The organism is Curtobacterium sp. NPDC086286 (assembly GCF_044746255.1).
In the GTDB taxonomy this organism is placed as follows: domain Bacteria; phylum Actinomycetota; class Actinomycetes; order Actinomycetales; family Microbacteriaceae; genus Curtobacterium.
The window spans coordinates 22,956-36,643 of sequence record NZ_JBIVBW010000004.1 but is presented as its reverse complement, the minus strand read 5'-3'; the positions used below and the strand labels follow the sequence as shown (position 1 = coordinate 36,643).

Genomic DNA, 13,688 nt, shown 5'->3' with positions numbered 1-13,688 from the left:
CCGCTGCGCGCTGTCGGTGGTGTCGTACTAGGCTCCGATGCACTCGCAGACCCGAGCGCGTTAGGGGGCTGACATGACCGTCGACGGACCCGGTGGTGGGGGCGCTCGGCCCGGCTGGCCGCGGTCGCCCGATCCGGACGACCTCGATCGTGCCTTCGGCCCGGGCACGGCATCCGTCCCGGTGCGGACCCCGCGGCAGCGTGTCCGACGCAGCGCCCTCGTCGGAGTGGGCGTGATCGTCGCGGCCGGTGTGCTCGCCGTCGTGCTCGTCACCATCATCGGCAGCGTGCAGAACGGCGTCGGCGGGGTGTTCCCCCGCCCCGATGCCGCGCTCGACCGGTTCGGCAGCGCCGTGCGGGACCTCGACGGCGTCGAGGGCGTGCGCGACGCCGAACCGAAGAAGACCTCGTTCGCGAGCTACGACGTCGAGTCGACCGTCTCGGTGTCGCCGACGCTCTCCGACGAGGAGCGGACCGCGGTCGTCGACGACCTGCGCGCTGCAGCCAAGGCGGCGAGCGGCAACGGCGTCCGGGTGTTCGCCGTGGCGGACCTCGGTGCGCTCGAGATCGGGGTCTCTCCGGACGAGCGGACCACGGAACAGCGTCTGACGCTCGCCCGGCAGCTCGACGCGATCGGCGGTGTCTCGGGCGTGCGGTGCTCCTGGAGCGACGGCGGCCCGTCGGACGAGCCCGCCGACCAGGCGATCACGGTCGAGACGATCGGGCGCGGGGCTGCCCTCGACGCCGTGGTGGCGAAGGCGACGCAGGAGGCGCAGGCGGTGTTCCCGGGGGCCACGGTGTCGGCGGAGCGGCCGTCGTCCTGAGGCGGGTCGGTGTGCGCGACCGGTAGCCGACGTCTGCTGGCTCGGGCCGGCCTACTGCCCGGGGGTGGCCCCGCGGGCCGCGACCGCCTGCTCCACCGCGCGGACGACCTGCTCCGCCGAGGTCTTCCACCGGAACCGCCCGGCCTGCACGACCGATGCCCGCGAGGCCTCGTCCCACCGTGCCTCGAGCCGGCGCACCGCAGCCGCGACGGCCGACGGCGACGACGGGTCGAAGTACTCCGCGACGTCCCCGCCGATCTCGCGGAAGATCGGGATGTCACTGACGACCACCGGCGTCCCGACGCCCATCGCCTCGACGAGCGGGATGCCGAAGCCCTCGTCGTACGACGCCGTCGCGAGGGCCGTCGCCGACCGCAGCACCGACAGGTACTCGTCGTCGGAGGCGCCGTCGTGGAACACGATCGACCCTGCCGGCGCGAGCCGTTCGAGCCGCGCTCGATCGGCGGCGGACACGCGGGACATGCAGTGCAGCACCCAGTCCGCGCCGAGCAGCGGCATCGCGGCGGCCAGGGTCTCGACGTTCTTGTACGGCATGAACGAGCCCATGTACACGAGGGACTTCTCGCGCGGACCGCCCTCGGACCGAGGGGTCGCGGGGTCGGCGGCGTTGTACGCGACGGTGACGGGGCGCTTCGTCAGCCGGTGCTCGGCGATGAGGCCGGCGGTCGTCTCGGACACCGTCACGACCCCGTCGGCGCCGTTCAGGAGCAGGCGCTGCGGCACCCAGCTGAGGTGGAAGGCACGCCAGCCGAGGCGGAGGGGCCACGAGAACTCCCGCGGGGGCGTCCGGTTCCGGTAGTAGATCAGGTCGTGGAGGGTCAGCACGAGGGCGTACTGCCGACCGCGGGACCCCATGGTCTGCATGGGCGAGAAGACGGCGTCGAGCCCGAGGCGGTTGACCTTCCGCGCGACGAGGGGCTCCCCCGGCTCGGTCGGCGCGGGCAGGAGTTCCCACGGCAGGTCGGACGGCAGCGACTCGAGCTGCCGCTCGTCGTGCACGAGCAGGGTGTAGTCGTGTCGCTCGGGCAGGTGGGCGACGACGCCGGCCGTGAACCGGCTGATGCCGTCGTGGCGGCCGATGCGGACGTAGCGGCAGTCGATCCCGATGCGCAGGCGGGTCACGACGCGGCACCGTCGGCCGGCGGGGTCGGCGGCGCCTTCGGCTTCGGTGTCTCCTTCGGCTTCGGTGTCTCCTTCGGGGCACGCTTGGACCCAGGCTGCGCTCCCTTGCGGCCGCGCTTCGGGGCGTCCGCCATGCGTCGCAGCACCGCGGACGCAGCGGCGCCGGGCGTCTCGTAGTGCACGAGGTGCCCGACGTGCGGCACGACGACGAGCTCGGCGTCCGCGAGGCGTGCGGCCAGGGCACGCTGCTCGGGCACCGCCGTGATGTCGTCGCGCTCGGCCGCGATCATCAGCACCGGCACGGTGATGCGATCGGCGTACTCGGCGACGTCGTGCGTGACCGAGGTGCGGAACGCCTCGAGCACGCTCGTGCGGTTCGCGAACGCCGAGAAGTACCGGTCGTGCTGGTCGTGCACCCAGCGCCGGAGGTCACGGTCGTGCGACTTGAGCATCGCCAGGCTCATCACGCGCACGATCGCCGGGTTGCGGAGCAGTCCGAGCCCGAGCGGCTTCGGCAGCACGGCGCCGGCACGGTAGTACCCGATCGCGATCGCCGTGCCGACCGCACGCGGACCCTGCAGTGCCGGGGCGGCGATCGGGTTCACGAGCACGAGCAACCGCGTCGCGAGGCCGGAGGCAACCGTGGCGGCCACGACGATCGACCCGAACGAGTGCCCGAGCACCACGGTGTCTCCACCGAGGCCGAGCGCCGCGTGGAAGCCGCGCAGCCACGCGACGTAGGAGTCGATGTCGGACACGGGCAGCGGATCGGAGATGCCGAAGCCGGGCAGGTCCGGCACGATCACCCGGACCCCGTCGAGGTGCGCGGCGATCGTCTCGAGGCCGTGGTGGTCGCCACGGAACCCGTGCACGGCGAGGACCGTCTGGGTGGCGTCGGACGGGCCGTACTCCCAGAAGTGGGTGGTGCGGCCGTCGACCTGCACGGAGCGGTGGACGACCGTGGTGGCGGCCATCAGCGACTGGTACGGGGAGAGCACGGGCGGTTGCATCCCCGTCAGTCTACGAACGCGCGCCGGTGCGCCGACGTCACCCACGCTGGATGGTGGACGACTCGCGGCCGCGACGTGCCTGTGGAGGACGACCCGCGCCTCCAGGCCGTGCATTCTCCGGACAACTCCATGCACCGCGGCCTAGCGTGTCCATGGTGACGTTCACCGCCCCGATCCAGCTCCCCGGCCTGACACTGGACCCGCAGTGGTACAAGCGCTCGGTCTTCTACGAGTGCATGATCCGCTCGTTCGTCGACTCGAACGGCGACGGCATCGGGGACATCCAGGGCGTGATCGGCAAGCTCGACTACCTGCAGTGGCTCGGGGTCGACGCCCTCTGGCTGCCGCCGTTCTTCCAGTCGCCGATGCGCGACGGCGGGTACGACATCGCCGACTACAAGGCGATCCTCCCGGAGTTCGGCACCCTCGACGACTTCCGCGAACTCGTCACCAAGTCGCACGAACGCAACATGCGCATCGTCATCGACATGGTGATCAACCACACCAGCGACCAGCACGAGTGGTTCCAGCAGTCCCGCGAGGACCCGGACGGCCCCTACGGCGACTTCTACGTCTGGCGCGACACGGACACCGACTACGAGAACATCCGCATCATCTTCGTGGACACCGAGGAGTCGAACTGGACCTTCGACCCGGTCCGCCGCCAGTTCTTCTTCCACCGGTTCTTCTCGCACCAGCCCGACCTCAACTTCGAGAACCCGGCCGTCGTCGAGGCCGTGTACGACGTCGTGCGGCACTGGCTGGACCTCGGCGTGGACGGGCTCCGGCTCGACGCGATCCCGTACCTGTTCGAGTCGGAGGAGGGCAACGGCGAGGGCGAACCCGAGACGCACGAGTTCATCAAGAAGCTCCGCGCGATGGTGGACGACGAGTACCCCGGGCGTGTCCTGCTTGCCGAGGCGAACCAGTGGCCGCGCGAGACCGCCGCGTTCTTCGGCACCGACGAGGAGCCCGAGTGCCACATGGCGTTCGACTTCCCGGTGATGCCGCGCATCTTCTACTCGCTCCGTGCCCAGCACGCCGCCGAGCTCAAGGCGATCCTGTCCGAGACGCTCGACGTGCCGGCCTCCGCTGCGTGGGGTGTCTTCCTCCGCAACCACGACGAGCTCACGCTGGAGATGGTCAGCGAGGAGTACCGGCAAGCCATGTACGGCTGGTACGGCTACGACCCGCGGATGCGCTCGAACATCGGCATCCGCCGACGCCTCGCTCCCCTGCTCGACAACTCGCGCGCCGAACTCGAACTCATCCACGCCCTGCTGTTCTCCCTCCCGGGGTCGCCGTTCCTCTACTACGGCGACGAGATCGGGATGGGCGACAACATCTGGCTGCCGGACCGCGACTCCTCGCGCACGCCGATGCAGTGGACGCCGGACCGCAACGCCGGCTTCTCCACCGCGGACCCGGGCAAGCTGTACCTGCCCGTCGTCCAGTCCCTCGTGTACAACTACGCGCAGGTCAACGTCGAGGCGCAGCTCGCCCAGTCCCGGTCGCTGCTGCACTGGGTCCGCAACGTGATCCACGTGCGGAAGGCGCACCCCGTGTTCGGGCTCGGGACGTTGGCCGTGCAGGACACCTCGAACGACTCGGTGCTCGCGTTCGTCCGGTCGTGGGAGGGCTCCGGCTCCGGCCACCAGTTCGGCCCCTCCGCCGAGGACGTCCTCTGCGTCTTCTCCTTCGCCACCAACCCGACGTCGGTCACCATCTCTGCGCCGGAGTACGCCGGGAGGCCGTTGTACGACCTCTTCGGCGGCGGCTCGTTCCCGTCGTTCGACGCGGAGGGCCAGGTCACGCTGACGATGGGGACGCAGTCGTTCTACTGGCTGCACGTGGGTGCGCCGGTCGGGTAGCGGCGTCCTGGAGGCGCGGCTCGGCCCCGGTGGGCGGGTCGCGTCCTCGTCTGGTCGCGTCGCGCCCGGTGGGCGGGTCGCGTCCCCCGTCCGGTCGCGTCGCGCCCGGTGGGCGGGTCGCGTCTCGGCGTGTCGGTGCGTCCGGTTAGCCTGACCGCGTGACGTTCCCCACAGCGCAGCTCGACTCCCCCGCTCCGGCCCAGGACCTCTCGGGTCGGCCCTGGTGGCACGCACTCGGCGTGTTCGACCTCGAGACCACCGGCGTCGACGTCGAGACCGCCCGGATCGTCACCGCCCACGTCGGCCTGATCGACATGACCGGTCGCTCCATCGTCGAGGGCGCCTGGCTCGCCGACCCCGGGGTCGAGATCCCCGAGGGCGCTGCCGCCGTCCACGGCATCACGACCGAGCGCGCTCGCGCCGACGGCCGCCCCGCCGCCGAGGTCGTCGCCGAGATCATCGCCGCGGTCGAGGCCGTCTTCGCCCGGGGCATCCCGCTCGTCATCTACAACGCCCCGTACGACCTCACCGTCCTCGACCGCGAGGCCAAGCGCCACGGCATCGCCTCCCCGGTCATCGGGAACGTCGTCGACCCGCTCGTGATCGACAAGGCGCTCGACACCTACCGCAAGGGCAAGCGCACCCTCGAGGCCGCGTCGGAGCTCTACGGCGTCACCCTCTCCGATGCGCACGACGCCGGAGCCGATGCCATCGCGGCCGGGCGTGTCGCGCAGGCCATCGCGGCGAAGTACCCCGAGGAGCTCGGCGTCTCCGCCGAGGAGCTCCACCGCAAGCAGGTCGGCTGGTGCGCCGAGCAGGCGTCCTCGTTCCAGGACTACATGCGGAAGAAGCGCGACCCGGCCTTCACCGCCGACGGCCGCTGGCCCCACCGCAACGCCGGCTGAGGCGCCCGTCGGCGGGCACGGCTCGCCCGGCGTCGCACCACGCTTCCGACGCCGAACCACGCCCGTCGCCTGCCTTCGAACCACGAATCCGACACCGAACCACGCCGGTCGCCTGGTTCCACGTCGGATCCGTGGTTCGACGCGCGCCCCGGCCGGTCCGCCCGCGTCCCGCACCGACGCCCGCGCCGCTCCCGCACGGCGTCCCGCTCCGCTCCCGCACGGCCGCACAACCAAAGTCCGTCCGAACCGCGCCATCGCACGGCGCAAACGCACTTGCGTTGTGCGCCGGCAATCCGCACCGCCCGACCCTCCGGCCGCACCAGCGCTACGTCGGCCGCACCGCCCGGAGCACACCGCACAGCCCCACCGCCCGCGCCACCTCGGCCGGACACGACGTCGAACCACGCTTCCGACGTCGAACCACGCCGCTCGCCTGGTTCGACGTCGGTTCCGTGGTTCGAACCGTCGCCGCGGCCATGCCCGCACCGCCCGGCCGCAACGCACACCGCCCACCCAACGTGCCACGCCCCGGCCGCACCGGCCGCCCGACGTGCAGCACCGCCCGGCCGCGACGCGCACCGCCCGCCCAACGTGCCGCCCCGCCCCAGCCGCACCGCCCCGCGCACCGCCGGCCCGACCCTGCCGCCACACGCCCGCCAACGACGGAACGGGCGGCCCTCCCGCAGGAGAGCCGCCCGTTCGAGCGTCCGGAGGACTGCTTACTTGCCGAAGCTCTTGAAGCGCTGGTTGAACTTCTCGACGCGACCGGCCGAGTCGAGGATGCGCTGCTTGCCCGTGTAGAACGGGTGCGACGCCGACGAGATCTCGACGTCGATGACCGGGTAGGTCGCACCGTCGAGCTCGATGGTCTTGTCGCTGTTCGCGGTCGAACGCGTCAGGAACGTCTCACCGGAAGCCAGGTCACGGAAGACGATGGCGCGGTACTCGGGGTGGATGTCGGTCTTCATGGAGATTCCTCGGTTGCGATGATGGGGACGTGCGCGGCACTCGTACGAGCACGACGCGGGAAGTCTGCGGCTTGCGCCAGCCGTCTACGTTACCAGACGACCGGCCGGATCGGGAGCAGCGTCACGATGCGCGCGCCGTGTACCGCCCGGCGTCCTTCGACACGGTGAGCTCGATGCCGAACGCCTCGGTCAGGGTCGGAGCGGTCAGGACCTCGTCGATCGGCCCGGCAGCCTGCACGTGCCCGTCCGCGAGCACGAGGGCGTGGGTGAACCCGGCCGGGATCTCCTCGACGTGGTGGGTCACGATGACGATGGCCGGCGAGTCCTCGCTCTGCGCGTAGCCGCCGAGGGTCCGTACGAGGCTCTCGCGCGCGCCGAGGTCGAGCGACGCGGCCGGCTCGTCGAGGAACAGGATCTCGGGGTCGGTCATCACCGCACGGGCGATCTGGACGCGCTTCTGCTCGCCGTCGCTGAGCTCCCCGAAGGTCCGGTCGGTGAAGGCACCGAGGCCCCACTCGTCGAGCACACGCTGGGCGCGGCGGACGTCGAGCTCCTCGTACTCCTCGTTCCAGCGGCCCGTCACCGAGTACGCCGCGGTGAGCACGACGTCGATGACCTTCTCGGTGACCGGGATGCGGCGCGCGAGGGCCGTCGACGCGAAGCCGATGCGCGGACGCAGCTCGAACAGGTCGGCACCGCCGAGCTCGGTGCCGAGGACCTCGACCTCACCCGAGGTCGGGAAGGTCTGGGCGCCGGCGACCTGCAGCAGCGTCGTCTTGCCGGCACCGTTGGCACCGAGGACGACCCAGCGTTCGTCGTCCTGCACCTCCCACGAGATCCCGTCGAGGATGGTGGCCCCGTTGCGGACCACGGAGACGTCTGACAAGCGCACGACCGAGGGCATGCGACCAGCCTAGGGGTTCTGCCCGAGCACCTCGTCGTAGACCTGGCGTGTCCGCCGGGCGATCGCGTCCCAGGTGAACTCGGTCTCGACGCGGAGGCGTCCGGCGCGGCCCATGAGCTTCGCGAGCCCCTCGTCGGCGAGCACCTCGGTGAGGGTCGCGGCGAGGTCGGCCACGTAGCGGTCCGGGTCCGTCGGGGTCCCGGTGCCGTCCTGTGCCTGGTCGATCGGCACGATGCGACCGGTCAGTCCGTCCGCCACGACCTCGGGGATGCCCCCGGTGCCGGTGCCGACGACGGGGATCCCGCACGCCATCGCCTCGAGGTTGACGATCCCGAGCGGCTCGTAGATCGACGGGCAGACGAACACGGTGCCCGACGACAGCACGTTGACGATCTCCTCGTGCGCGAGCATCCGGTCGATCCAGACCACCCCGTCACGAGCGGAACGCAGCGAGTCGACCAGACCCGTGACCTCGGCCATGATCTCCGGCGTGTCCGGCGCACCGGCGCAGAGCACGATCTGCACGTCCGCCGGCAGCGAGGCCACCGCCCGCAGCAGGTACGGCAGGCCCTTCTGCCGGGTGATGCGTCCGACGAACACGACCGAGCGACGCGACGGGTCGATCCCGAGCGCGCGGACGGCGTCCTCGTCGACGGTGGGCTTCCACTCGTCGATGTCGATGCCGTTGTAGACGACGTGCACCTTCGCGGGGTCGATCGACGGGTACGAGCGGAGGATGTCCGCGCGCATCGCCTTCGACACGGCGATGACACCGTCGGCGTGCTCGAACGCCTCGCGCTCCATCCAGCTCGACAGCCGGTACCCGCCGCCGAGCTGTTCGGCCTTCCACGGGCGGAGCGGCTCGAGGCTGTGCGCCGTGACGACGTGCGGGATGCCGTAGGTCAGCTGCGCGATGCGTCCCGCCGAGTTCGCGTACCAGGTGTGCGAGTGCACGACGTCGGCGCCCTCGACGTCCGCGGCGATCGCGACGTCGGTGCCGAGTGCCTGCAGCGCGCCGTTCGCCTGCTCGAGGCCGCCGGGCGTGCGGTAGGCCCACACGTCGGCCTCGTCGCGGAACGCCCCGAAGGCGCGGACGCGCACCTCGGTGTCGGTGTCGGACCGCAGCGCCGCGGTCAGTTCGGCCACGTGGACACCCGCACCGCCGTAGACCTCCGGCGGATACTCCCTGGTCAGCAGATCGACTCGCACGCGTTCAACGTAACGGGTTCCCAGTGCTGACGCCTACTGTGAGCGGCATGGCACCAAAGAAGGTCTTCGGCATCGTGCTCGCCGGCGGCGAGGGGAAACGGCTCATGCCGCTCACGGCCGACCGTGCGAAACCCGCTGTCCCGTTCGGCGGGAACTTCCGTCTCATCGACTTCGCGCTCTCCAACCTCGTCAACTCCGGACTGCAGAAGATCGTCGTCCTGACGCAGTACAAGTCGCACAGTCTCGACCGCCACGTCGCCGAGACCTGGCGCATGGAGGGCCTGCTCGGGTCCTACGTCGCCTCGGTGCCGGCGCAGCAGCGGCTCGGCAAGCGCTGGTTCGCCGGGTCGGCCGACGCGATCCTGCAGTCGCTCAACCTGCTCCGCGACGAACGCCCCGACATCGTCGTCGTGGTCGGCGCCGACCACGTGTACCGGATGGACTTCCACCAGATGGTCGAGGCGCACATCGCCTCCGGCCGCAGCGCCACGGTCGCCGCGATCCGCCAGCCGATCGGCCTCGCCGACCAGTTCGGCGTGATCCAGGTCGCCGACGACGACCCGACGAAGATCGAGGCGTTCCTCGAGAAGCCGAAGGACGCCGTCGGGCTCGCGGACTCCCCCGGCGAGATCCTCGCGTCGATGGGCAACTACGTCTTCGACGCCGACGCGCTGGTCGACGCCGTCCTCCGTGACGGCCAGATCGAGGCGTCGGACCACGACATGGGCGGCGACATCGTCCCCGACTTCGTCGCGCGTGGCGACGCGGGCGTCTACGACCTCAAGCGCAACGACGTCCCCGGGTCGAACGAGCGCGACCGGTACTACTGGCGCGACGTCGGGACGATCGACTCGTTCTACGACGCGCACATGGACCTCATCGCACCGGTGCCGGTCTTCAACCTGTACAACCAGGACTGGCCGATCTTCAACCAGCAGACGAACCTGCCCCCGGCGAAGTTCGTCCGCGACGCGAACGGCAACACCGGCTCGACGGTCGACTCCCTCGTGTCGCTCGGCTGCCTCGTGTCCGGCGCCCAGGTCGAGCGCAGCATGATCGGCCCCTGGTGCGGCATCGACTCCGGCGCGAAGGTCCTCGACTCGATCGTCTTCGAACGCGCTTCGATCGGCGCCGGCTCCGTCGTGAACCGCGCCATCCTCGACAAGGACGTGGTGATCGCCCCCGGCGCCCAGGTCGGCATCGACCGCGAAGCGGACGAAGCGCGCGGCTTCACCGTCACCGAGTCCGGCATCACGGTCGTCGGCAAGGGCGTGCGCGTCGACGCGTAGCGTCGCGCGGGCAGGAACGGACGGCCCAGGAGGCGCGGCTGGCGTCATGAACGCCGGCCGTGCCTCCTGAGTCGGTACCGTTGGTGCGTGCCACGCTTCCTCGTCGTCCTCGATGCCGATTCCACGCTCCTCGAGGACGAGGTCATCGAACTCCTGGCCGACACGGCGGGGACCCGGCCACAGGTCCAGGCGATCACGGAGCGCGCCATGCGCGGCGAGATCGACTTCGCCGAGAGCCTCCGGGAGCGTGTCGCGACCCTGGCGGGCCTCCAGGACGACGTCTTCCGGGGTGCACAGCAGGCGGTCCGCGTGACGCGGGGCGCCGACCAGCTCGTCCGCGGCGTGCACGCCGCCGGCGGGACCGTCGGCGTCGTGTCGGGCGGCTTCCACGAGGTCCTCGACCCGTTCGCCGAGCAGCTCGCACTCGACCACTGCCGGGCGAACCGGCTCGAGGTGGTGGACGGCGTCCTCACCGGGCGGGTCCTCGGCGACGTCGTGGACGCGCACGCCAAGGCCGTCGCACTCCGGGAGTGGGCCGCGGCCGACGACGTGCCGATCGTCCGCACCGTCGCGATCGGCGACGGCGCGAACGACCTCGAGATGATGCGTGTGGCCGGACTGTCGGTCGCGTTCGACGCGAAGCCGCTCGTCCGCGAGCAGGCGGACGTCGCGGTCGTCGACCGTGACCTGTCGAGCGTGCTCGCGACGCTCGGCCTGCGCGGCTGACGCGCCGCCTGCCGCGCCGCGCCGGCCGGCCGAGACTCGGCCCCGCGGACCGTTTCGCGGCCGCTTCGCCACGAAGGTGTCCGCAGAGGCGAGACTCGGCGGGCGCGCCCCGGCCTAGTGCCCCATCCCGAGGCCGCCGTCCACCGGGATGACCGCGCCGGAGATGTACCCGGCCCCGTCGCCGGCGAGGAACAGCGTGGCGTCCGCGACGTCGTCGACGGTGCCGTACCGCGCCGCCGGGATCTGCTTCTTGAACTCGGCCTGCAGTTCTTCGGGCAGCGCTGCCGTCATGTCTGTCTGGATGAACCCGGGCGCGACGACGTTGGCGGTGATGCCGCGGGAGCCGAGCTCGCGCGTGATCGACCGGGCCATGCCGACGAGGGCGGCCTTCGACGACGCGTAGTTGACCTGGCCGACCTGGCCGTAGGCGCCGACGACGCTCGACATGAGCACGATGCGGCCGAACTTCGCCTTCATCATGCCCTTGGTGGCGCGCTTGACGACCCGGAACGTCCCCGTGAGGTTCGTGTCGATGACGCTCGTGAAGTCCTCCTCCGACATGCGGAGCAGCAGCTGGTCGTTCGTGATCCCGGCGTTCGCGACGAGGACCTCGATCGGTCCGAGCTCGGCCTCGACCTGCGAGAAGGCAGCGTCGACCGAGGCCGTGTCGGTGATGTCGGCCTGCACCGTGAGCGCGCCCTCGGGGCCGCCCTGGCCGCTGCGGGACGTGACCGCGACGCGGTGGCCGGCGGCGACGAAGCGCTCCGCGAGGGCGTGGCCGATGCCGCGGTTGCCGCCGGTGACGAGGACGGTACGGGGGGTGCTCATGGTCGCTCCGTTCGGGGTGGGTTGCACGGCGCGCCGGGCCCGGACCGGGTCGGACACGCCCGGAAGAGCGTACCGGAGCCGATACGCGCACCGTGTCCGCGCGCGGCGGAACCATCCGGGCCCGCGCGGAGTTAGGCTTTCCCTCGGGCAGAGGAAAGAACATCGGATGAAGACGACGCACAGCATCACCACCCTCCCGGACTCTCCGGAGCAGGATCGTGCGCACCGCCTGTCCCGGTACGTCTGGCAGATGGCCCTCCGCGTCGTGTTCTTCATCGGTGCGGTCGTCGTGTGGTCGATCTGGCACACGTGGATCGCCGTCATCCCGATCGTCCTCGCCGGCGTGATCCCGTGGGTCGCCGTCATCATCGCCAACGCGGGCAGCCGTGCCGAGAGCGACATCGTGACGCCTGCCGGTGCGATCCAGCTCTACGACGCCGTGGACCCGCGACTCCGCGAACAGCAGGAGGACGCCCGGGCCGAGGCGTACCGCGCCGAGCAGGACCGGCTGCGCGAGCAGGCGCAGGACGCGCAGGCCGAGTGGCAGCGCAACGGTGACCGCTCGCGTGTCTGGGGACGTCGCTGATGGGGGCCACGTTCGACCTCTTCACCGAACCCGGCTCGACCCCCGTGTGCTCGCGTGCCGGCTGCGTGTCGACCGCCTCGTGGCGCGTCAACTGGCGCAACCCGCGGATCCACGCGACCGACCGGGTGAAGATCTGGGCCGCGTGCGACGAGCACCGTGACTTCCTCGCCGACTACCTCCGGTCCCGGTCGTTCCCCGTCCGTGTCACGGGCATGCACGAGGACGTGGACCGCCTCGACGACGAACGCGACCCGGCCGACGCCCCGAAGAACGACGTCGGTGCACGCGCAGCCGGTGACCGTCGGTGAGCCAGCAGTTCGACCCGAGCTCCCGGTACGGCCGACGACACGCGCAGAAGCTCGAGCGCGCCGCAGCCGCCTCCGCTGCCGACGGCACCACCCGGACCGCCGAGCGTGATCCGGACGAGCCCTTCGTCGGCTGGCGCTTCGTCCGCAGTCGGCGGTGGCTCGGCTACTTCGCCATCGCGGTGGCGTTCGCGATCGTGTGCGCGCTGTTCGGCATGTGGCAGTGGGACCGCCGGAACGAGGCCGTCCGCCAGAACGAGCAGGTCGCGCAGAACTACGAGCACACCCCGGTCCCCCTCGACGAGGCGCTCCCGACGGCGTCGAGCTGGAACGACGGCAAGACCTGGCTCCGCGTGAGCGTCACCGGCCGCTACGACACCGATGACCAGCTGCTCGTCCGGAACCGCGTGCACAACGGCCAGCCCGGCTTCGAGGTCCTCACGCCGCTCGTCACGGCCGACGGTCGTGCGTTCGTCGTCGACCGCGGCTGGGTCCCCACCGGCAACGCACAGGACGCCCCCGACCACGTGCCCGCTCCCCCGTCCGGCGAGGTCACGGCGATCGTCCGCCTGCAGCCGAGCGAACCGCGCATCCCCGGCCGCACCGACCCGGCCCACACCGACCAGGTGCAGTCCGTGACGCTGACCGACGTCGGCAAGAAGGTCGACACGCCCATCTACACCGGGGCGTACGGGCAGCTCGCGTCCGAGTCCCCCGCCCCGACCGAGGCTCGCCCGCTCGGCTGGGAGCGCCCGACGGCCGACACGGGGCTGCACCTCAGCTACTTCATCCAGTGGTTCATGTTCGCGGTCGGCGGGTTCGGGTTCCTCGCCTACCTGATGGTGCAGGAGTTCCGGAACCTGAACCAGGACGACCCCGAGGAGCGCGAGCGCGCTCTCGAGCGCCAGCGCCGCAAGGACGCGAAGCCGAAGACGGACGCGCAGATCGAGGACGAGCTGCTGAACGCGGGTCGCTGACGCCAGCACAGGGCTGACGCCGCCCAGGACGGACTGGAGGCGCGGGGGCCGCGGGCCCCGCGCCCCCCCTCCGGGGGGGGGGGGCGGGGCGGCCACCGGGGGCCCCCGCCCCCGCGCGCCCCCCCCCCCCCGCCCCCCCGCGGG

At 71.5% G+C, this 13,688-nt stretch carries 14 protein-coding genes; 8 read left to right on the top strand and 6 right to left on the bottom strand.

The annotated features are described in order from the left end of the window. Positions 1 to 73 precede the first annotated feature (73 nt). Complete coding sequence (locus tag ACIPKM_RS08355) at positions 74 to 823, top strand: hypothetical protein (RefSeq protein ID WP_071296310.1); 750 nt, start codon at positions 74 to 76, stop codon at positions 821 to 823. 51 nt (positions 824 to 874) lie between these two features. Here the strand turns inward: ACIPKM_RS08355 and ACIPKM_RS08350 are convergent, their stop codons facing one another. Beyond that, on the bottom strand, positions 875 to 1,957 hold the full coding sequence (locus ACIPKM_RS08350) for a glycosyltransferase family 1 protein (RefSeq protein WP_071296375.1): 1,083 nt from the start codon (positions 1,955 to 1,957) through the stop codon (positions 875 to 877). Between the two features lie 5 nt (positions 1,958 to 1,962). Next, positions 1,963 to 2,976, bottom strand: a complete 1,014-nt coding sequence (locus ACIPKM_RS08345; RefSeq protein WP_083403476.1) for an alpha/beta fold hydrolase — start codon at positions 2,974 to 2,976, stop codon at positions 1,963 to 1,965. A 155-nt stretch (positions 2,977 to 3,131) separates the two neighbouring features. Between ACIPKM_RS08345 and treS the strand changes: the two genes are divergently transcribed. Both treS and ACIPKM_RS08335 read left to right on the top strand, forming a co-directional pair. Next, positions 3,132 to 4,847: a maltose alpha-D-glucosyltransferase gene (gene treS, locus ACIPKM_RS08340; RefSeq protein ID WP_071296374.1), complete on the top strand. Its 1,716-nt coding sequence runs from the start codon at positions 3,132 to 3,134 to the stop codon at positions 4,845 to 4,847. Positions 4,848 to 5,005: 158 nt separating this feature from the next. Next, on the top strand, positions 5,006 to 5,752 hold the full coding sequence (locus ACIPKM_RS08335; RefSeq protein WP_175473596.1) for a 3'-5' exonuclease: 747 nt from the start codon (positions 5,006 to 5,008) through the stop codon (positions 5,750 to 5,752). A 719-nt stretch (positions 5,753 to 6,471) separates the two neighbouring features. Here the strand turns inward: ACIPKM_RS08335 and ACIPKM_RS08330 are convergent. From ACIPKM_RS08330 to glgA, 3 genes are all read right to left on the bottom strand, one after another. Then, positions 6,472 to 6,720: a type B 50S ribosomal protein L31 gene (locus tag ACIPKM_RS08330; RefSeq protein WP_070419036.1), complete on the bottom strand. Its 249-nt coding sequence runs from the start codon at positions 6,718 to 6,720 to the stop codon at positions 6,472 to 6,474. Positions 6,721 to 6,841: 121 nt separating this feature from the next. Next, the gene (locus ACIPKM_RS08325; RefSeq protein ID WP_070419037.1) at positions 6,842 to 7,624 is read right to left on the bottom strand and encodes an ABC transporter ATP-binding protein; all 783 of its coding nucleotides are present in this window, start codon (positions 7,622 to 7,624) and stop codon (positions 6,842 to 6,844) included. 9 nt (positions 7,625 to 7,633) lie between these two features. After that, positions 7,634 to 8,833, bottom strand: coding sequence for a glycogen synthase (gene glgA, locus ACIPKM_RS08320; RefSeq protein ID WP_071301538.1), 1,200 nt, complete (start codon positions 8,831 to 8,833; stop codon positions 7,634 to 7,636). A gap of 47 nt (positions 8,834 to 8,880) precedes the next feature. On the opposite strand from glgA, the gene ACIPKM_RS08315 reads away from it, so the two are divergent. Next, positions 8,881 to 10,122, top strand: coding sequence for a glucose-1-phosphate adenylyltransferase (locus ACIPKM_RS08315; RefSeq protein WP_070419039.1), 1,242 nt, complete (start codon positions 8,881 to 8,883; stop codon positions 10,120 to 10,122). 87 nt (positions 10,123 to 10,209) lie between these two features. Then, positions 10,210 to 10,848, top strand: a complete 639-nt coding sequence (gene serB / locus ACIPKM_RS08310) for a phosphoserine phosphatase SerB (protein ID WP_336696504.1) — start codon at positions 10,210 to 10,212, stop codon at positions 10,846 to 10,848. A 114-nt stretch (positions 10,849 to 10,962) separates the two neighbouring features. Here the strand turns inward: serB and fabG are convergent, their stop codons facing one another. Then, positions 10,963 to 11,676, bottom strand: coding sequence for a 3-oxoacyl-ACP reductase FabG (fabG, locus tag ACIPKM_RS08305; protein WP_070419041.1), 714 nt, complete (start codon positions 11,674 to 11,676; stop codon positions 10,963 to 10,965). 166 nt (positions 11,677 to 11,842) lie between these two features. Between fabG and ACIPKM_RS08300 the strand changes: the two genes are divergently transcribed. The 3 genes from ACIPKM_RS08300 to ACIPKM_RS08290 are packed head-to-tail and all read left to right on the top strand — an operon-like array spanning position 11,843 to position 13,544. Then, the gene (locus ACIPKM_RS08300; RefSeq protein ID WP_070419042.1) at positions 11,843 to 12,262 is read left to right on the top strand and encodes a DUF3099 domain-containing protein; all 420 of its coding nucleotides are present in this window, start codon (positions 11,843 to 11,845) and stop codon (positions 12,260 to 12,262) included. Next, positions 12,262 to 12,570, top strand: a complete 309-nt coding sequence (locus ACIPKM_RS08295) for a hypothetical protein (protein WP_070419043.1) — start codon at positions 12,262 to 12,264, stop codon at positions 12,568 to 12,570. Before ACIPKM_RS08300 ends, ACIPKM_RS08295 begins: the two co-directional genes overlap by 1 nt. Next, positions 12,567 to 13,544 (top strand): SURF1 family protein, encoded by a 978-nt coding sequence (locus ACIPKM_RS08290; RefSeq protein ID WP_402736542.1) that lies wholly within the window; start codon positions 12,567 to 12,569, stop codon positions 13,542 to 13,544. The genes ACIPKM_RS08295 and ACIPKM_RS08290 overlap by 4 nt, the downstream gene beginning before the upstream one ends. Positions 13,545 to 13,688: the final 144 nt, after the last annotated feature.

Bases quoted from the DNA above. Each gene is read 5' to 3' on its own strand.
- ACIPKM_RS08355 (WP_071296310.1), top strand. From the start codon at position 74: ATGACCGTCGACGGACCCGGTGGTGGGGGCGCTCGGCCCGGCTGGCCG.
- ACIPKM_RS08300 (WP_070419042.1), top strand. From the start codon at position 11,843: ATGAAGACGACGCACAGCATCACCACCCTCCCGGACTCTCCGGAGCAG.
- ACIPKM_RS08345 (WP_083403476.1), bottom strand. From the start codon at position 2,976: ATGCAACCGCCCGTGCTCTCCCCGTACCAGTCGCTGATGGCCGCCACC.
- ACIPKM_RS08315 (WP_070419039.1), top strand. From the start codon at position 8,881: ATGGCACCAAAGAAGGTCTTCGGCATCGTGCTCGCCGGCGGCGAGGGG.
- ACIPKM_RS08295 (WP_070419043.1), top strand. From the start codon at position 12,262: ATGGGGGCCACGTTCGACCTCTTCACCGAACCCGGCTCGACCCCCGTG.
- ACIPKM_RS08325 (WP_070419037.1), bottom strand. From the start codon at position 7,624: ATGCCCTCGGTCGTGCGCTTGTCAGACGTCTCCGTGGTCCGCAACGGG.
- fabG (WP_070419041.1), bottom strand. From the start codon at position 11,676: ATGAGCACCCCCCGTACCGTCCTCGTCACCGGCGGCAACCGCGGCATC.
- ACIPKM_RS08330 (WP_070419036.1), bottom strand. From the start codon at position 6,720: ATGAAGACCGACATCCACCCCGAGTACCGCGCCATCGTCTTCCGTGAC.